Below are 18,201 nucleotides of genomic sequence, written 5' to 3'. Positions count from 1 at the left end.
TGTCGTCGTCGGTGCCGCTGGAATCGGCTGGCCGACTGCGCCTCACGCGTTTGCCTTGATGCACGAGAAGAGCCCGAGGCCCCGCGTCTTCCCTCCTCACCCCGCCACGGCGCAGTCCGGCTGCGCGACCATTTCCTGCGATGACACTTCTCAAGCGGGGCGATGCGCCGCGCGTGAAGATGTCCGCTCTCAGGGCACGGGTGTTCCGCGCTGCCAGGACGCGATGACGATCAGCGTCTTCGTCTGCAGCACACCAACGCCTTTACGACGCAGCCGATTTACCACTTTCTGCAGGTCATCGACGTTGTCGACATGCAACCGCACGAGTGCGTCCACGTCACCGGTGAGCGTCAGCACCTCGTCGACCTCCGGCAGCGTCGACGCGAACTCACGATGTCGTGGATGTCGGTGTCGCCCGTGAAACGCAGCTCGGTGACCGCCTGAAGGCCCTGACGGAGCTTGGCCTGATCCGTCGTGACCGTGTGCCGGTGATGACTCCCGAGTCCTCGAGGCGTGCGATGCGCCGGCGGACCGGCGCCGGTGAGAGCTTCACCAGACGTGCGATGTCGCGAATGATGCGCCGCCCGTCGGCTCGCAGCAACTCCAGGATCTGCAGATCGACCGAGTCGAGGTGTACGGGTGCCGACATACCGCAAGTGTAAGCAGTACTTGCCGCAACGCTCACTCTCGGCGGGAGCGGACTGCTCCGTCGAAGCGTGCCTCGCATCGCTGTGCACACCGTTGTTGTGGACGGATAGGGCCCTTGGGACCGTGTTCCTCATGTCAGCCGCCATACCACCAGCAACAGGCTTTGCTCCCAACGAAGTTGTGAGGTCAGGCACGCACCATGGTGGTGGTTCCTCGATCGGCCGGACCTGATGGTCCTTCACCGCTGATTGTCGCTTGTCGGGGGTGTTCGAGACGTGCGCGCGGTTCGGCGACCGCCCAAGGGCCTGACACCTGCCGTTCCGGCGCGCGTTGGTTCACTCCTCCTCTGACGAGGGTTGGCGGTCCTGGCCGGCGGATCCGCTCCAGCGGCGCGCGCTCCCCCAAGCGCTACTCGGTGCGCAGCGCCGTGGCCGTGCGCGCCCTGGCCGCCCAGCCGGCTGGGACCAGCGCGCCCAGCACCGCGATCACGACCCCGCCCAGCCCCAGCAGGAGCAGCTGCACAGGCTCGTACACATCGAGGACCGGCGACGGCAGACTGGTGCCTGCGGCACGCCCCATCACCGGCATGACGAGGCCGTGCAGCGCGTACCCCACCGGCACGCCGACCAACCCGCCGATCACGCCGATCGCGGTCACCGAGGCGAGCACGAGGCTCATGGTCTGCCGCGGCGACATGCCGATCGCCTTGCAGACACCCAGGTCGTGGATGCGTTCCCGGGTGTCCAGGACCACGGAGTTGAGTACGCCGAGGCCGGCCACGGAGACCAGCATCAGGGTGAGCAGCACCGCCATCGCGGACATGATGAGGATGACGCCCTCCTGCCCCGAGGGGGCGTTGGTCGTGGCGTCGCCGCCCAGCGGCTGTACGACCGCGGCGACCTTCTGGGCGTACTCGTCGGCGGAGACGCCGGACTTCACCTCGACGAGGAAGGTACTGGGCTCGGCCGACGGGAAGTCGGCCATGTCCGCGTGGATCTCCAGCTCGCTGCCCGAGGTGTCGAAGGACTCGCCCACGATCCGCAGGTTCGCGGTCTCCTTCTCGTAGGTCACCCGCACCGTGTCACCGATCTTGGTGCTGGTCCTTTCCAGGAAGCGCGTGGGCACCACGACCTGCCCCTTACCGGTGATCCAGTGCCCGGAAATCATCTCGTAGCTGCCGGAGCGCGAATCGCCTTGGTAGAGGCCGGCCTGAACCGAGCCGGAGATCCCCGCCACGGCGACCTCGGTCCGCATCCTGCCGTAGTACGACCCCGTCCCCGCCTGCGACTTGATGGCAGACCGCACCTTCGCCGGGTCGGCGACCTCGGGTTCGGACGGGCTCGCCACGCTGCCGCCCGCGGGGGACGGGCTTGCCACGCTGCCCCCCGCAGGAGGAGGCGGAGGGGGAGCGACGTTGTTCAGCTTGGTGGTCGTGACCGTGACCGGTGCACGGCTCTCGGGGTCCTGTGAGGTGCCGACCGCGGTAAGGGAAGAGGTCAGTCCTACTGCGAAGGTCGCCGCGACCGTACCGAACGCCACCGCGAGCAGCATTGCGAGGGTACGGCCCGGATGCGTGAAGGGGGTGGCGAGACCGTAGGTCACCGGTCGCGGCAGCGGCAGCCGCCCCATCGCCCGATGCGCCCACTGGCCGCGCCCTGTGCGCGGCGACCGGCCGACCGCGATGGCTTCGACCGTACGCAGTCTTCCGGCCCGCAGTGCGGGAATCAGCGCCGCGAGCCCCACCACGACCAGGGCGGCGGCCGGCACCGTGACGTCCACCCACCAGGCCACCGAAAGCGAGACGGTGCCGTATACCGCCTCGGAGTCCGAGAGCAGCGGCACTGCCAGGAGGTTTCCCAGGACGACCCCCAGGGCGATGCCGGCACCGGCCGGAATCAGCGCCTGGGCCACGTAGGCGCGTACGACCTCGCGTGGGGTGAAGCCGATGGCCTTGAGAATGGAGATTCTGCGCAGGCTGGTGCCGACCGCACCACTGATCACACTGCTGACGATGATCACCGACATCACGATGCCGAGCATGCCGAAAGCCATCACGAACGGGACGGTCGCCGCCGCACCCTGATCAGCGGCGCGTTTGGTGTCCAGCCAGGACTGGGTACTCAGCAGCGCCGCGGGCCCCACGGAGGCGGCGAGCTTCTTCCGGTCGGCGAGGATCTGCTCCTTCGTGCTCGCGGGGTCGAAGCGGTAGAGCATCTGACTCGTGACCGGGTTGCCCTCCGACGCCAGCGCGTCGACCTGCGCGGGAGTCGCCCAGGAGTCGGCGGTCTTGCCGGCCGACACAGCGAAGCCGACGATCGAAAGAGTTGGGGCGTTCAGGGTGTCCGAGGCCTTCAGGGTGGCGCCGATCCCGATGGTGGGCCCCTCGAACGACGCGGCGAGCACGATTTCGCCCGGCTTCCGCGCCCATCGGCCGGACTTCAGATCCACGCGGTCCACGTCGCCGTCCGGGCCGGACCGCCCGACCAGGGTCAGCGTCGGCAGTCGGAAGCCCTCCTGATCCACCGGGCGGAACGCCGTGGACGGGTACGGCCCCGCGCTCGCGGTGACGCCGGCCAACTTCCCGGTCTCTGCCAGCTGCGCCGCACTCGCCCTGGCCGGATCGAACTGGGCGGTGATGTGCGCACCTCGCTGCTTCCCGAAGGCGTGGTCGAAGGGCGCGGCCGCGGCGACCATCAGCGATCCGGCGACCACGGCCGACGCCACGGCCATCATCGTGGCCATGGCGATCACCACTGTTTGCACCCGCCGCCGGCTCACCCCGGAGCGTACGACCCGGCCCAAGGCGCCGGTGCCGAACCGGCTCATCGGACGGCCTGCGCGTAGGAGTCGGCGGCGATGTGACCGTCGACCAGGTGAATCGTGCGGCTCGCGCATGCCTCCGCCAGCGTCAGATCGTGCGTCACCAGCACGATGGTCTGTCCGGCGCGGTGCAGATCCATCAGCAGATCGCGGACGTCGTGGCCCGAGGCGGTGTCGAGCGCACCGGTGGGCTCGTCGGCGAGGAGCAGCGCGGGCCGGTTGACCAAGGCCCGGGCGACCGCGACCCGTTGGCGTTCGCCCCCGGACAGTCGGCCCGGGTAGGCGCGGGCATGCTTCTGGATGCCCAGCATTTCCATGAGCTCACCCGCGCGGGCCGCGGCCTTGCGCCGTCCGGTCCCGGTCAGCTGGGCCGGGAGCTGGATGTTGTCGGTGACGGTGAGGTCGTCGAGGAGATTGAAGAACTGGAAGGCCATGCCGATGTGTTCGCGACGGAATTTGGCGAGGGCGTGCTCGCTCAACTGGTCGATCCGTCGCCCGGCCACGATCACGGCGCCATCGGTCGGCTTGTCCAGGCCGGCGACGAGGTTCAGCAGCGTGGACTTGCCGCTGCCGGAAGGGCCGGTCACGGCAAAAACCGCACCCTTGGCGACGCTGAGCGTGAGCGGTCCGAGCGCCGGCGCGCCGGCGCTGTCGTAGCGCTTCGCCACACTCTCCAGTTCGATCACTTGATGCATACGAGTTGTCCGTCCTTGCGGTCGCGAGAGGCACATACGGTTGCCGGGCCTGCGAACCTAGAGGCCGCCACGTACGGGGCGCGTCGGCCGCGGAACCGACATCAGGCCCTTCCTGCGGAGGGTTCGGCCGCGGAGTCATACCTGAGAAGTAGGCCTCCGGGGCCATGCCCTGGCCGGACAGGCGGACGCGGCCGAGCGGAGAGCGCAGCACAATGCACGGATGGAGACGGAAGACCGGCGCGGCCGGCATCAGCAACTCGTCGATGCGCTGCGCCCGGAGGCGAAGGCCGCCCCGCTGTCCCGGCGAGCGGTGCGCCCCGATGTGGTGCTGGCGGTCGTACTGACTGTCATTGCCCTGTTCGTGGCGGTGCGCTATCCCGGCGACGGGCCGGTGCACATCAACCCCCCTGCGGTGGACGTCGGGACCGGGGTCCCGGCCCCGCCCTCGCCGCCCGACCCTGGTCGGGTGCCCGTGGAGGAGGACCCCTCCTCCGTCCCCCGGGCTCTGGTCGTCCTGTCGACGCTGCCGCTGGCAGCCCGGCGCCGGTATCCGCTGACCTCGTTCGTGGTGGTGCTGGGTGCAGCACTGGCCATCGGCAGCTCCGCCTCCTGGATCACCGTCCTGGCCTGTGTCATCGGCGCCTACAGCGCCGTCGTGTACAGCCGTTACCGGATCACGGCGATCGCCGTCCTGGTGATCGCCGCCGCGCTGTCCGGTTTCGCCTTCCGCAACGCGGACCCCATGCTCCCCGGATGGTCCAGCCCGGGATTCGTGCTCCTTGTGGCGGGGATGCTGGCCAGCCTCGTCCGCTTTCTGCAACTGCGGCTGGCCTCCAGCCGGGACCGGGTGACAGCACTGCAGGCGGCTCAGGAGGAGGCCACGCGCCGTGCCGTCGAGGAGGAGCGTGCCCGTATCGCCGCCGAACTGCACGACGTCGTGACCCACAATGTGAGCGTGATGGTGATCCAGGCCGGCGCGGCCCGCAAAGTGATGGAAATGGCGCCCGAGCAGTCGAAGGAGGCACTGCTGGCCGTCGAGGCGGGCGGCCGGGCCGCCATGGCCGAACTCCGCCACGTTATGGGCCTGTTGGCCTCCCCGGACCACGAGAGGTCCGACGGTCTGGCGCCCCAGCCCGGGCTCGCGCAGCTCGACGCGCTCGTCGCCCGAGTACGCGCCGCCGGTACGCCCGTGAGCGTCGGGGTGTCGCTGCCGCCGGATCCGCTGCCACCGGGCGTGGACCTCGCGGCGTATCGCGTCGTACAGGAGGCGCTGACCAACACGATCAAACATGCGCGCGGCGCGCAGGCGTCCGTCGCCATCGGTTACACCGACGCCTGTCTGGAGATCGAGATCACGGACACCGGTGGCGCCAAGGATTCCCCGCCCGTGCAGGGCAACGGCCGTGGTCACATGGGGCTGCGTGAGCGGTTGGCCGTCTACGAGGGCGAGTTGACGGCCGGGCCGACGCCGACCGGCGGCTACCGGGTGACGGCCCGCATCCCACGGAGCGCGGTATGACCGCGGACCGGCCACCTCTGCGCGCCGTCATCGCCGACGATCAAGCCCTCGTACGCACCGGTTTCAAGATGATCCTGGCCGCGGACGGCATCGAGGTGACGGCCGAGGCCGCCGACGGGGCCGAGGCTGTCGCAGCGGTTCGCCGTACGCGGCCCGACGTCGTCCTCATGGACATCCGGATGCCGGAGATGGACGGCATCGAGGCAACCAGGCGCATCATCGGCGACGCCGGCCCGGCCGGAACACGGGTCATCATCCTCACCACATACGACCTCGACCACTACGTCTACGCCGCGCTCACGGCCGGCGCCAGCGGCTTCCTGCTCAAGGACGTAACCCCCGAGCATCTGGTCTCCGCCTTACGCCTGGTGCGGACCGGCGACGCTCTCCTCGCGCCCACGATCACTCGTCGGCTGATCGAGCGCTTCGCCCATCAGGACGAACCGCGGACCATCGCCCCGCACCGCGATCTGTCCGGCCTGACCCCGCGCGAGCTCGAGGTGCTCCGCCTCCTCGCGACGGGCCTCAGTAATGCCGAACTGGCCTCCCGGCTGTTCCTCAGCCCGACCACGGTCAAGAGCCACGTCGGCCGCATCCTGTCGAAGCTGGACCTGCGCGACCGCGTCCAGGCCGTCGTCTTCGCCTACGAGACGGGGCTGATCGCCCCCGGCGGGGGCGCCTAGAAGACTGCTGAAAATCTTGTCGAGGGGCCGCCCGGCCTGCGGCCGGACAGCCCCTCGACAAGATTTTCAGCAGTCTTCTAGAGGATTGATTCCGAGGTCAGTGGTCGCAGCCGGTCAGTGTTTCAGCTGCCGTAGTGGCTCGAACGTTCGGTGTGGTTCCCGACACGGACCGGCCGCGCCGGTCAGCCGGTGCGTTCCCAGCCGCGTCGCGGAGTCCGGGCGCCGAGCCGGGTGTCGCGGCTGCGGTAGACGATGTAGGGGCGGGTCAGATAGCCGAGGGGTGCGGTGAGCATGTGCACGAGTCGGGTGAAGGGCCAGAACGCGAAGAGCAGGAGCGCGCTGAGGGCGTGGAGCTGGAACAGGATCGGGGTGCCGGTCATCAGGTCGGGGTCGGGCTGGAGGTAGAAGATCGAGCGGAACCACGGCGAGATCGTCTCGCGGTAGTTGTAGCCGCCGCCGACGACATTCGCGGCCACGGTGGCGGCCAGCCCCAGCCCTACGGTCAGGGTCAGCGAGACGTACATGGCCTTGTCGTTGACGGTGGTGGCCGAGAAGACCGGGCCGACGGTGCGGCGCCGGTAGATCAGGATGGCCAGTCCGCCCACGGTGGCGACGCCCGCGATGGTACCGAGGACGACGGCGGCGACGTGGTAGGCGTCCTCGCCGATACCTGCGGCTTCGGTCCAGCTCTCGGGAATGACCAGTCCGCCGATGTGGCCGATCAGCACGACGAGGATGCCGAAGTGGAACAGCGGGCTGCCGATGCGCAGCAGCCGCCTCTCGTAGAGCTGGGAGGAGCGGGTCGTCCAGCCGAACTTGTCGTAGCGGTACCGCCAGATGTGGCCGAGCACGAAGACCGCGAGCGCGAGGTAGGGCAGGACGACCCAGAGGAGGATGCCGCCGGTGCCGGCCTCCACCGCCACAGTGACGTGCTGCTCCGGTGCGGTCATCGGGGGCCTCCAGCGGGCGGGGCGGGCATGTACTGCGGCGGCGTGTAGGGGTCGAGACCGACCTGCTCCTCGGGCGGGCCCTGGGCGGCGAGGCGGGCCACGGCTTCCCGATCGTCGCCCGCGAGGGCGGGCAGGGTGGCCGAGACGGATCCCAGCACGTGCGCCCAGGGCGAGTTGCCGTCGTGCAGGGACAGACGCAGCAGCTCCAGACCGGCGCGGTGCTCGTTGAGCAACCGGTACCCGGCGATCGGTTCGGCGCCGGCGAACTCCAGGACGACGGCGAGGTGGTCGGGCAGCTCGTCGTCGCTCAGGCGCCAGCCGGCTCTGGCGTACGTCTGCTTCAGCCGCAGCAGGGCGATGCCACGCTTTCTGGTGTCGCCGTGGGCGTAGTACGTCAGATACGGGCAGCAGCGTTTGCGGTGGTCGAAGGTTTCCACGTAGGCCGCCGCCAGGTCGTCGACGGTGGTGCGGTCCGCGTGTCCGGTGAAGCGGAGCAGGGGTTCCCGGATCTCGGGGGGCAGTGCTGCGGCGGCCCGGCGGGCCAGGGCCAGGCGGGGCGGGAGCTGGTCGTCGGGGTAGGCGAGCAGCAGGGACTGTGCCTGCCAGGCGAGAGAGTGCCCGCCACCGGGTCGCCGAGGCGGGCCTTGGCCTCGCGGTACATCTGGAGCAGTACGCCGCGTACGTACGGGTAGCGCACGCGGGTCGGCGAGTAGGTGTACCAGGAGAAGGCCGCCCCGCGCGGGCAGCCGCGCGGCTCGTACTCGGGGCGGTCCGGGCCGACCGAGGGGTAGTCGGTCTGCTGCGCCTCCCAGGTGATGATGCCGTCCTTGACGTACACCTTCCACGAGCACGAGCCGGTGCAGTTCACCCCGTGGGTGGAGCGCACCACCTTGTCGTGCGACCAGCGTTCCCGGTAGAACTCGTCCGCCTGGCGGCCACCCTTCCTGTGAAGGCTGCGAAGATCGTCGGAGACCTCCGCCCTGGTGAAGAACCGGCGGCTGCGCACCAGAGCCTCCGCCAGATCGCTGTCCAGGCCCGCCCGCGTCTGTTCCCGGCTGGTCTCCGTGCTCACCGTGCCACTCCGCCCCGGGCGCCACGGGCCCGTTCGAATTGTGATCGGTTCCGGCCGCAATCGACTCTACGACCGCCGTCCCCCGGAAGGTCAACAGCCACACCACGACCAACATGGGGCTTGGTGAAGATCGCGCTTGTGCACGGGGCGGTTACCCCGGCACCGCTCCGTCATGCCCGCGTCTGCAAAGCCCCGTACTCCCGCTCGAGTGAGCGGGAGTACGGGATTTGCGGGAGTACGGAGTGGTGCCCGCGCCCTTACGCGGTGGTGCCCGCGGCGCGGTGCTGGCGCCGGTGGCCCGTGCGCGGCTTGCGCTCGCCGCCTCCTACCGCGGCGCGGACACCGGTGAGGGTGTAGGCCAGCGCGGCGGCGGCCACGATCGCGAGCAGGGCGAGGCCGGCCGCATACGTCCCGTACCCGCCGTAGAGCGAGCCCATGACCAGGGGCGGCAGGAAGCCGCCGAGGCCGCCCGCGGCACCGACCACTCCGGTGACGGTGCCGACCTGGTTGGCCGGGGTCAGCAGGGCCACCAGGGCGAAGGTCGCGCCGCTGCCCGCACCGAGCGCGGCGGCCATGGCCAGGAAGGCGATGGTGCCCACGGGCGCCAGCTCGGGAGTGAAGGACTGGGTTACTGCCCCCGCCACGACCACGGCCAGCGAGCCGGCCAGCACCCGGACCGGCCCCACGCGGTCCGACAGCCAGCCGCCCACCGGGCGCATCGCCACGGCCAGCAGCACGAACCCGGCCATCCGGTTCGCGGCATCGGCCTGGGTCAGGCCGTAGCCGGTCTTGAGGTAGGTGGGCAGGTAGACGGAGAAGGCGACATAGCCCCCGAACGCGACCGCGTACAGGGCGGACGCCTGCCAGGTGATGCCGAGACGGGCGGTGGCAGCCAGCCGTCGGGGCAGCGGCTCGGTCGGGACGGTCCGGCCGGGTGCATCACGCAGCAGCAGTGCGGCGGCCACCGCGTACACGGCCAGCACTGCTGCGGTGATCAGGAAGGGGGTGGACATGCTGTTCGCGTCGACCAACTTCACGGTGGTCAGGGCGCTGATCGCGGTGCCGCCCATGCCGGCGCCGAAGACGCCGATGGCGAGTCCTCGCCGCTCGGGCGGGAACCAGGCGCTGACGAGCGGGACGCCGACGGCGAAGGCGGTGCCGCCGATGCCCAGGAAGAACCCACCCAACAGCAGGCCTACGAGGGAGGAGTGTCCGGCCAGGCCGAGGTAGAGGACCGGCACGATGGTGGCCGCCGACACGATCGGGAACATGACCCGTCCGCCGAACCGGTCGGTCAGCGCGCCCACCGGTATGCGGCCCAGGGAGCCGACCACGACCGGCACCGCGACCAGCAGCGACTGCTCGAACGACGAGAGGTCGAGGCTGTCCTTGAACCGGGGGCCGAGCGGGCTGAGCAGGGCCCACGCCCAGAAGTTCACGGCGAAGCCGATCGTGGCCAGGGCCAGCATCAGCCATGCACGGCCGGACACCGGGGCATCCGACGGTGAGCTGCCGTTCTTCGACTTCATCGGCTGGACCATGGTGTCCGTCCCTTTCGTCTCCGTGGTGGTACTGCGCCACCGAGATCGCTCGGCACCACAGGTCCCCTGCCTGCGGAACGGCGTCCCGTCACCACTGTCCGCACCGGGGATCACGGGCGGCATGGGCCATGAGGCCCTATCGACCGGCAGACGGTCCCCCCGGTTCGGACCGGCCGTCCCTCCACACAGCCACCCGTACCGGTTTGCCCGCGTGGCTCCCGTGAAACAACGGTTGCGATCGGCCGTCCGCGAGCCCGAAGGGGCCCAGGGACCCGAAGGGCAGGGGCGGTTGCCCTCTCTCCCCCGCCCCAGCCACAGAGACGATGGCCTGGTGTTCCAGTCCCGGGCCCGGTCAGACGATGTCGAGAACGTCTGCCACCGGACGGCGGGGGGTGGCCGGTCCCCGGGGTCCGTAACCGAGCCGCACCACCATCTGCACCTGGCCCGTGCCCGACGAGGGGTCGCGGATCAGCAGCCGCAGCGCGCGATCCTCGAGGGCGTGGGAGGTCAGGGAGGTGGCGAGGTCGGCCAGGGTGGCCTCCAGCAGGACGTGTTCCAGTGCCTGCCCGGCGCACAGCCAGTCGGCGGGGCCGTCGCCGCGCGTACTGAGCAGGGCAAGGTGCGGAGTCCGCTCGAAGGTGGTGGTGCCGCGGTCGGCCACCGGCCGACGACCGGCGAAGTCCCGTACGGGAGCCTTGCCGTCCCGTTTGCGGGGGCCGAAGGCGTACTCGGGAACGCCGTCGACGGCGGTGTCCGCCTCCGGTCCGAGGCGGGTCCAGCGACGCAGGTCCTCGCCGGCGTCGGAGTCGAGGGCGTCGCGGCTTTCCGCGTCGCGGATCAGGTCGAGGACTGTCTCGGCGTGCCAGAGACCGGGAAACAGCAGCTCGGCTCCTTCCCGCTCGGCAGCGGCCCCCAGGGCGGCCCGCACGTCTTCGGGGATGTCCTTCTCGGCGAACGGATGGCGGCTGGTGTGCCGCTGCCGGATGGCGGAGTGCAGCCGCGCCAGGTCCTCGTCCCGCGCTCGCCCGGCGGGGTCGGCCAGGTGGACGGCGGCGAGCAGCAGCGGGTCCTGCGGTTCCGGCAGCAGCCGCGTCTCGGGGACGAGGTCCGCGTGCGCGGCCGCGACGCGCAGGTTGAACAGTGCCGCCCCGCAGCCGATGTGCAGGGCCCGGTTGTCGGGGTCGGAGTGGGGCATGGCCCGCTCGGGGTCGGCGCGCAGCTGAAGGACACGCTCGCCGGTCAGGAAGCGGAAGCGCCATGGCTGCGCGTTGTGCATGGACGGGGCCGCGGCGGCCTCGGCCACCAGGCCGGCCACCGTCCTCTCATCGATCTGTCGCAGAGCCATGGCATCCTCCTTCACACCCCGCCGCCACGTGTCCGGGTACCCCACGGCTGCTTGTCGTACGTGCCGGCGCCGCGGCCAGGACCGCGGACGATACGAGCCCGAGGGGCTGGTTCCAGTGTCCGCCCGACGGGACCGGGAGGTCTCGCACAATCTTCGGTGTCAGGACAGCACGCGATAGGTCAGGTGCGTGACCGAACTCGCTGCTCGCGACTCCGCCTGCTCGAGATTCAGCGACGGAACGCCGTCGAACAGCCGCGTGCCGGCACCGAGCGTGATCGGCACGATGTGCAGCCGCAGCTCGTCGATCAGGCCGGCGGCGAGGTACTGGTTGACGGTGGTCGCTCCGCCTTGGACGGAGACCGCGCCGTCCCCAGCCGCTTCACGCGCGCTTTTCAGTGCGGATTCGATGCCGTCGGTGACGAAGTGGAACGTGGTGCCACCGTCCATCGGCTGCGGATCACGCGGGTGGTGAGTGAGCACGAAGACCGGGGCATGGTACGGCGGATTGTCGCCCCACCAGCCGTTCCACTGCCGATCCCACTCTCCACGCACTGGACCGAACATGTTGCGGCCCATGATGAATGCCGTGGCCGCCGTCATCCGCTCCAGCTCGGCCCGGTTCTCCTCGGTATCGGTCATCCAGGCGTGCAGCTTGTCGCCCCAGCCGTCGCCGCCGTCGTCACCGAACGGGCGCTGCTCGCTCTGGTTGAGCCCGGCTGAGTACCCGTCTACGGAGATCGATAGGTCGCAGGTCACCCTGCCCATACGCGTGGTCATTGCTCTGTCCTTTCATGGCGACCTGCCGTCGCCTTCGCGGTGAGCTTCCTGCCAAGCATCAGCATGGGGCAGACGTAAGCGGTGAGCCACCAGCGGGACGGGTCGGCGCGGCGACCAACGAGCGGTACCGGCACCGGCACAACGAAGGCCGGCGGTCCGGAACGCCGACTGGTCAATGCCGCGCAGCGAGAGGACCACCGGTCAGTCGCCGGCTCGTACGAGACGTCAGCCGGTCAACGGGTAGTGGCAGGCCACCGAGCGGCCGGGGACCGTCGCGGTGAGGTGGGGGCGTTCCTCCGCGCAGCGGTCGCGGGCGTAGGGGCAGCGGGTGTGGAACGGGCAGCCGGTCGGCTTGGCGGCCGGGTTGGGGACCTCGCCGGTGAGGACGATCCGCTCCCGGGACGGTCTTCCCGATCCGTCGGACCCGTCGTCGATCTCCGGGACCGCGGACATCAGCGCCTGTGTGTAGGGGTGGGCGGGGTTTTCGTACAGCCCCTCGGTGTCGGCGAGTTCGACGATCTCGCCCAGGTACATCACCGCGATCCGGTCCGAGACGTGCCGGACCACCCCCAGGTCGTGGGCGATGAAGACATACGTGAGAGCGAACTCGTCCTGGAGGTCGGCGAACAGGTTGAGCACCTGGGCCTGGATCGACACGTCCAGCGCGGACACCGGTTCGTCGGCGACGATCAGCTTCGGGTCGGTGGCCAGCGCCCGGGCGATCCCGATGCGCTGGCGCTGGCCGCCTGAGAACTCGTGGGGATAGCGGTCCAGATGCGCCGCGGCCAGCCCGACCACGTCGAACAGTTCGGCGACCCGGCGCCGGACGGCGGCTGCGTCCCCGCAGCCGTGGATGAGCAGCGGCTCGGCCACGATGTCCCCGGCGCGGCGGCGGGGGTTCAGTGAGGCATGCGGGTCCTGGAAGACGAACTGCATACCCGGCCGCACCCGCCGCAGCCGGCGTCCGGACAGGGCGGTGATGTCCTGGCCGTCGAACTCGACCCGGCCGCCGGTGACATCGGTGAGCCGGACCAGACAGCGGCCCAGGGTGGACTTGCCGCACCCCGACTCGCCGACGACGCCGAGCGTCTCCCCGCGGCGCACTTCCAGCGAGACCCCGTCCACGGCACGCAGCACCTTCCTGCGTCGGGTGAACTCGTCGGACCGCAGGGCGTAGTGCTTGGAGACGTCCGTGGCGCGCAGCAGCACGTCGCCGAGGGGCCGGGTGGCCTCCGCGTCCGCCACCGTGTTGTGAGCCGTCACGGCGCCATCTCCCTGTCTGCCTCGTCCACCGGGTCCGTCTCACCGGACGGGTCCGTCTCACCCGACTGATCCGCCTCACCGGACGGATCCGGCTCACCCGCCGTGGCCGTTTCGTCCGCCGGCGCCCGTGCTCCGAGCCGTAGCGCCGCCCGATCGCCGGCGGGCAGCCGACAGGCGTCATGGTGTGCCGCGTCGTCGGGGGATGCGGCGAGTTCGGGGCGTTCCTCGCACCCCTCGTGCCGCAGCCGGCAGCGCGGCGCGAACGCACACCCGTCCGGCAGGCTGTCCGGCGACACGGGCGTCCCCGCGATCGTGGGCAGCCGTCGAAGCCGGGGACCGCCGACCCGGGGCACCGAGTCGAGCAGCCCCCAGGTGTAGGGATGGCGCGGGGAGTGGAACACCGCCCGGCGCGGGCCCTGTTCGGCCACCCGGCCCCCGTACATCACCAGCACCCGGTGGGCGATTTCGGACACCACCCCCATGTCGTGGGTGATGAGCACCACCGCCGAGCCTCGGGCGTTGAGGTCTCGCATCAGGTCGAGGATCTGTGCCTGGATGGTCACGTCCAGCGCCGTGGTCGGCTCGTCGGCGATCAGCAGCGCGGGCCGGCAGGCGAGGGCCATCGCGATCACCGCGCGCTGCCGCATACCGCCGGAGAACTCGTGCGGGTAGGCCTTCACGCGGGAGGCCGCGTCCGGGATGCCCACATCGGACAGCAACGTGACGGCGCGGGCGTGCGCCTCCTTCCGGGAAACCGGTTCGTGGGCCCGTATCTGCTCGGCGATCTGCCAGCCCACGGTGTAGACGGGGGTGAGGGCGGTCATCGGGTCCTGGAAGACCATGGCGATCTCCCGGCCGCGTACCGCTCGCATCTCCTTGTCGGTCAGGGCGAGAAGATCCCGGCCGCGGAACAGCACTTGGCCGGTGACGGTGACGTTCGGGCTGGTCAGCAACCGCAGTACGGCCAGCATCGACACGCTCTTGCCCGAACCGGACTCGCCGACCACACCGAGGATCTCGCCCGGGGCCACCGACAGTGAGAGACCGTCGACGGCCGTGGCCGGGCCGGTACGGGTGCGGAAGGAGACCCGCAGGTCCCGTACGTCCAGCAGGGGTTGATCTGGCTGATCCGAGGGTTCCTGAAGTGGCAGTGGCTGGTCAGGCATGGCGGGCCCTCGGGTCGAGTCGTGCGTACAGGACGTCCACGAGTGCGTTGGCGAGGACCACGAAGAACGCCGCGTACAGAACGGTCCCCATGATCACCGGCAGATCCAGGTTCTGCAGCGCGTCGTAGGTGAGCTTGCCGACCCCGGGCAGCCCGAAGACCACCTCGGTGAGCAGTGCGGCTCCGCCCACGAGCGCGCCGAAGTCCAGGCCGAACAGCGAGACGATCGGGATGAGCGAGCAGCGCAGCGCGTGCCGGATGAGGATCCGCCGCTCCGAGAGGCCTTTGGCCCGCGCGGTGCGCACGTAGTCCTCGTTCATGGCGGTCACCACCTCGCCGCGCAGCAGCCGGGCGTAGATCCCGGCGTACAGCAACGACAGGGTCAGCCATGGGAAGAGCATGTGCAGCGCCCACTGCGCGGGATCCCGGCCCAGCCCGACGTAACCGGGTGGTGGTACCCAGGAGAACACCGTGTCGTGCAACTGCTTCTGTGTGATCAGGTTGACGACCTCGCCGAGCCAGTAGGCGGGCAGCGACACGCCGATCACTCCCACCAGCATGATCACCGGGTCGGCGGCGGTGCCGCGCAGTGCGGCCGCTGCCGTGCCCATGAGGATGCCGACCGCCATCCACAGCACGGCCGCGCCGACAACGAGCGACAGGGTCACGGGCACTGCCTGCACGATCTGCGGGATGACCCGGGAGCCGCGGTTGACGAACGACTCCAGATCACGGTCGACGAGCAGATGACGCATCATCAGCAGATAGCGCACGGGCAGCGGCCGGTCGAGTCCGAAGGAGTGCCGCACCTGGGCGAGCGTGACCTGGTCGGCGTTGCGGCCCGCGATCCGTGCCGCGGGGTCCACCCCGGGTGTCGCGAAGAAGATCAGGAACACCAGCACGCTGATCGCGAACATCACCAGCAGTGCCGAGACGAGCCGCCGAACGGCGAAGTACAACATGTCTCACACCCCTCCGCGCAGCCGGGCACTCGGGTCGAGGGCGTCCCGCACCCCGTCGCCGAGGACGTTGAGGGCCGCGGTGGTCAGGGCGATCAGCAGACCGGGGGCGATGGTGACCGCGGGCCGGGTGTACAGCAGTCCCAGACCGTCCTGGACGATCGTGCCCCAGCTCGCGTCCGGCGGCTGGACGCCGACGGACAGGAACGACAGGGCCGACTCGGTGAGCATGGCCAGCGCGGTCATCAGCGGGACGAAGACGATCGCCGTGGGCAGCACGTTCGGCAGCACCTCGCGCCGCAGGATGCGCGATGTGGGTGCGCCCGAGCCGACGGCCGCCTGGATGAACTCCTTGTTGCGCAGGACCAGCACCTGACCGCGCAACGGCCGGGCGACATAGGGCACGTAGATCGCGGCGATGATGACCACCGGCAGCCAGAGACTTCCCGCCTCCACGGTGACCGGACCGAGCCGCAGTCCGTTGGTGAGCAGGACGACCGACAGACAGATCGCGAGCAGATAGACCGGGAACGCCCAGATCACGTCCAGGACGCGGGAGACGACCGCGTCCACGGCACCGCCCAAGTACCCGGCCACCACCCCGACGAACGTGCCGAGCGCGCAGGTCAGCAGGGCCGCGGAGAAGCCGATGAGCAGGCTGGTGCGGCCGCCGTAAAGCAGCCGTGCCATGACGTCACGGCCCTGGTTGTCGGCGCCGAGGAAGTAGTGGCCGGTGTCCCAGGTCGGGCCGATGGGGGTGACCCCGAGTCCGAGGCCGGTCGTGCTCGGGGTGAGCACCGGTACCGTCCTGCCGTCCACGACCGTGGTGCCGGAGACATGGGACTGGAACGGGTCGGTGTGTGCGATGTGGTCCGCGTAGAGCGGTGCGCACAGGCTCAGCGCAACGACGACGAGCAGAACCGCGGCAGCGGCCACCGCCGACCTGTTGCGCAGCAGGTCGGCGGCGGCCGTCCGCCACGGGCCCGGCGAGCGCCGGGCCCGGGAGGTCACCGGGGCGGTCACGGGGGCGCTCACTTCACCCACAGTTGCCCGACGAGCATGTAGAACTGCTTGCTGAACTGGTAGTTGCCGACCCGCTTGGACGTGAAATCGACGATCTTGGGGTTGATCAGCGGGACGACCGGGGACTCGGTCATGATGTCCTGGTCGATCGCGGCCCACTCCTGGTCGGCCTTCTTCTGGTCGGTCTGACCGGTCTTCAGCGCGTCCTGCATCCGCGCGTCGATGCCCTCGTCGCAGAACCCGGAGATGTTGATGCTGGAGTCGCTGCCCGGGTGGAACGAGGCACAGGACAGCAGCACGTTGAGGAAGTCCGAGGCCGCCGGATAGTCCTGGTACCAGGACGTCAGGGCCAGTTGCACCTTGTTCTTGGTGTTCTGGATGTAGGTGAACTGGATGTTCCCCGACAGGGGCTTCAACGTCGCCTTGTAGCCGATCTCGTTGAGCAGGCTCTGCAGATACTGGCCTATCGATTTGTTGACCTCGTCGTCGCTGACGACGATGCCGACGCTCTGCCCCGCCGTGCCCGACTGCTTGACCAGTTCCCTGGCCTTGGCGAGGTCCGGCGCCGACCAGGTCTTTCCGCCGCCCTTGGTGTAGGCGCAGGAGTCGACGTGCCCGGGGAAGCCGGGCGGCAGGACGGTGCAGGCGGGGGAGGCGAGGTTCTTGCCGCCGTACAGCCGCACCACGGCGTCGCGGTCGACGGCCCAGTTGATGGCCTGTCGCGCCAGTTTGTTGTCGAACGGGGCCATGTTGACGTTCAGCGTCAGGTACCAGAACGCGGTCAGCGGATTGACGTGTGCCTGCGAGGCGTACTTGGTGCCGATCTCGTTCAGCCGGTCGGAGGGCGGCGGGTCGTACATCCAGTCCGCCTCGCCGTTCTGTACGGCGGTGACCTCGGATTCGACGGTCTGGCCGAAGGAGTACTCGATCACATCGGGGTAGCCCTGGGGCTGCCCGTCCCGCGACCACTCCTTGAAGTGCGGGTTGCGGACCAGTTTCAGCTGCCGGTTGGGGTCGTAGGAGGCCGCCATGTAAGGGCCCGTGGTCGGCAGCGGTTTGGTGCCGGCGTCCTTCTCCGGCGAGTCCTTGGGCACGATGCTGGCGTGCGGCACCGCCAGCTTGTACGCGAACTCCGGATCGGGAGCAGTGAGGTTGATGGTGACCGTACCGGCCGACGCGTCCCCGACGACGCCCTTGTCGAGGATGCATCCGGCGGGCTTCTTGATGCAGGCGTCCGCTCCGACGATGCCGTTGTAGAAGGTGCCCGCGGTGGGGCTGGAGACCTTGAAGATGCGCTGGAAGGACGCCACCACGTCGTCGCTGGTCAGGGCCTTCCCGTCGGAGAACTTGATGCCCTTGCGCAGCGTGAACGTGTATGTCTTGCCGCCGTTGGACACCTTGGGCATGGCCTCGGCCAGGTCCGGTACGACGGTGAACGAGGCCTGGCCGCCCACCTTCTTGAACGCCAGTAGCCCGTCGTACATCGACTGGTACAACTGCCAGTACTGGAGGGTGTAGTTGACCTGCGGGTCGAAGGTCCCCGCGGCCGACTTGGCGACCAGTCGCAGGGTGCCGCCCTTGTGCTGCGGCTGGAAGGCGGACGATCCGGAACCGGAGGAGGACGCGGACGGATCGGAGGAGCCGCCGTCGCCGGAGGACGAGCAGGCGGCCGCGGTGAGGGCGAGGGCGACGGCGGTGGCGGCGAAGGCGGTCCGTCTCGTAGTGCGGGACATCCGGGAGC

16 protein-coding genes and 1 pseudogene are annotated in these 18,201 nt (G+C 69.9%); 2 read left to right on the top strand and 15 right to left on the bottom strand.

What is annotated here, in order from left to right; translation table 11 throughout:
• Nucleotides 1-189: 189 nt before the first annotated feature.
• The 4 genes from EF387_RS48220 to EF387_RS11795 form a co-directional block, all read right to left on the bottom strand.
• Nucleotides 190-357 (bottom strand): Lrp/AsnC ligand binding domain-containing protein, encoded by a 168-nt coding sequence (locus EF387_RS48220; RefSeq protein WP_238431461.1) that lies wholly within the window; start codon nt 355-357, stop codon nt 190-192.
• A 31-nt stretch (nt 358-388) separates the two neighbouring features.
• Nucleotides 389-649 carry a winged helix-turn-helix transcriptional regulator gene (locus tag EF387_RS48215; protein ID WP_238431460.1) on the bottom strand — a complete coding sequence of 87 codons (261 nt, stop codon included), beginning with the start codon at nt 647-649 and terminating at the stop codon, nt 389-391.
• A gap of 407 nt (nt 650-1,056) precedes the next feature.
• A complete protein-coding gene (locus EF387_RS11800; RefSeq protein WP_128376459.1) occupies nt 1,057-3,474 on the bottom strand; it encodes an ABC transporter permease in 2,418 nt (805 codons plus the stop codon).
• Nucleotides 3,471-4,163, bottom strand: coding sequence for an ABC transporter ATP-binding protein (locus EF387_RS11795; protein WP_128376458.1), 693 nt, complete (start codon nt 4,161-4,163; stop codon nt 3,471-3,473). The genes EF387_RS11800 and EF387_RS11795 overlap by 4 nt, the downstream gene beginning before the upstream one ends.
• Before the next feature lie 220 nt (nt 4,164-4,383).
• On the opposite strand from EF387_RS11795, the gene EF387_RS11790 reads away from it, so the two are divergent.
• Nucleotides 4,384-5,682: a sensor histidine kinase gene (locus tag EF387_RS11790; protein ID WP_128376457.1), complete on the top strand. Its 1,299-nt coding sequence runs from the start codon at nt 4,384-4,386 to the stop codon at nt 5,680-5,682.
• Nucleotides 5,679-6,365, top strand: a complete 687-nt coding sequence (locus tag EF387_RS11785) for a response regulator (protein WP_128376456.1) — start codon at nt 5,679-5,681, stop codon at nt 6,363-6,365. The genes EF387_RS11790 and EF387_RS11785 overlap by 4 nt, the downstream gene beginning before the upstream one ends.
• Before the next feature lie 182 nt (nt 6,366-6,547).
• Here EF387_RS11785 and narI read toward each other — a convergent pair whose 3' ends face one another.
• The 11 genes and pseudogenes from narI to EF387_RS11730 all read right to left on the bottom strand — a co-directional run bounded on the left by narI (nt 6,548) and on the right by EF387_RS11730 (nt 18,193).
• Nucleotides 6,548-7,315 (bottom strand): respiratory nitrate reductase subunit gamma, encoded by a 768-nt coding sequence (gene narI / locus EF387_RS11780; RefSeq protein WP_128376455.1) that lies wholly within the window; start codon nt 7,313-7,315, stop codon nt 6,548-6,550.
• Nucleotides 7,312-7,860, bottom strand: coding sequence for a nitrate reductase molybdenum cofactor assembly chaperone (gene narJ, locus EF387_RS11775; protein WP_238431478.1), 549 nt, complete (start codon nt 7,858-7,860; stop codon nt 7,312-7,314). The genes narI and narJ overlap by 4 nt, the downstream gene beginning before the upstream one ends.
• 77 nt (nt 7,861-7,937) lie before the next feature.
• A pseudogene (locus tag EF387_RS11770) lies at nt 7,938-8,348 on the bottom strand (nitrate reductase subunit alpha); the annotation flags it as partial.
• 296 nt (nt 8,349-8,644) lie between these two features.
• Nucleotides 8,645-9,928: an MFS transporter gene (locus EF387_RS11765; RefSeq protein ID WP_202918207.1), complete on the bottom strand. Its 1,284-nt coding sequence runs from the start codon at nt 9,926-9,928 to the stop codon at nt 8,645-8,647.
• A gap of 352 nt (nt 9,929-10,280) precedes the next feature.
• A complete protein-coding gene (locus EF387_RS11760; RefSeq protein ID WP_128376454.1) occupies nt 10,281-11,273 on the bottom strand; it encodes an Acg family FMN-binding oxidoreductase in 993 nt (330 codons plus the stop codon).
• Nucleotides 11,274-11,432: 159 nt separating this feature from the next.
• Complete coding sequence (locus tag EF387_RS11755; protein ID WP_128376453.1) at nt 11,433-12,050, bottom strand: dihydrofolate reductase family protein; 618 nt, start codon at nt 12,048-12,050, stop codon at nt 11,433-11,435.
• A gap of 225 nt (nt 12,051-12,275) precedes the next feature.
• Nucleotides 12,276-13,313 carry an ABC transporter ATP-binding protein gene (locus EF387_RS11750; protein ID WP_274388933.1) on the bottom strand — a complete coding sequence of 346 codons (1,038 nt, stop codon included), beginning with the start codon at nt 13,311-13,313 and terminating at the stop codon, nt 12,276-12,278.
• Nucleotides 13,310-14,479, bottom strand: a complete 1,170-nt coding sequence (locus EF387_RS11745) for an ABC transporter ATP-binding protein (protein WP_128376452.1) — start codon at nt 14,477-14,479, stop codon at nt 13,310-13,312. Before EF387_RS11745 ends, EF387_RS11750 begins: the two co-directional genes overlap by 4 nt.
• Nucleotides 14,472-15,440, bottom strand: a complete 969-nt coding sequence (locus tag EF387_RS11740) for an ABC transporter permease (RefSeq protein WP_128376451.1) — start codon at nt 15,438-15,440, stop codon at nt 14,472-14,474. Before EF387_RS11740 ends, EF387_RS11745 begins: the two co-directional genes overlap by 8 nt.
• Nucleotides 15,441-15,443: 3 nt before the next feature.
• Nucleotides 15,444-16,472, bottom strand: a complete 1,029-nt coding sequence (locus EF387_RS11735; RefSeq protein ID WP_128376450.1) for an ABC transporter permease — start codon at nt 16,470-16,472, stop codon at nt 15,444-15,446.
• Nucleotides 16,469-18,193 (bottom strand): ABC transporter substrate-binding protein, encoded by a 1,725-nt coding sequence (locus tag EF387_RS11730; protein WP_128376449.1) that lies wholly within the window; start codon nt 18,191-18,193, stop codon nt 16,469-16,471. Before EF387_RS11730 ends, EF387_RS11735 begins: the two co-directional genes overlap by 4 nt.
• Between the last annotated feature and the right edge of the window lie 8 nt (nt 18,194-18,201).

The organism is Streptomyces cavernae, from assembly GCF_004023625.1.
GTDB lineage: Bacteria > Actinomycetota > Actinomycetes > Streptomycetales > Streptomycetaceae > Streptomyces > Streptomyces cavernae.
This window is presented reverse-complemented; position numbering and strand designations above follow the sequence as displayed.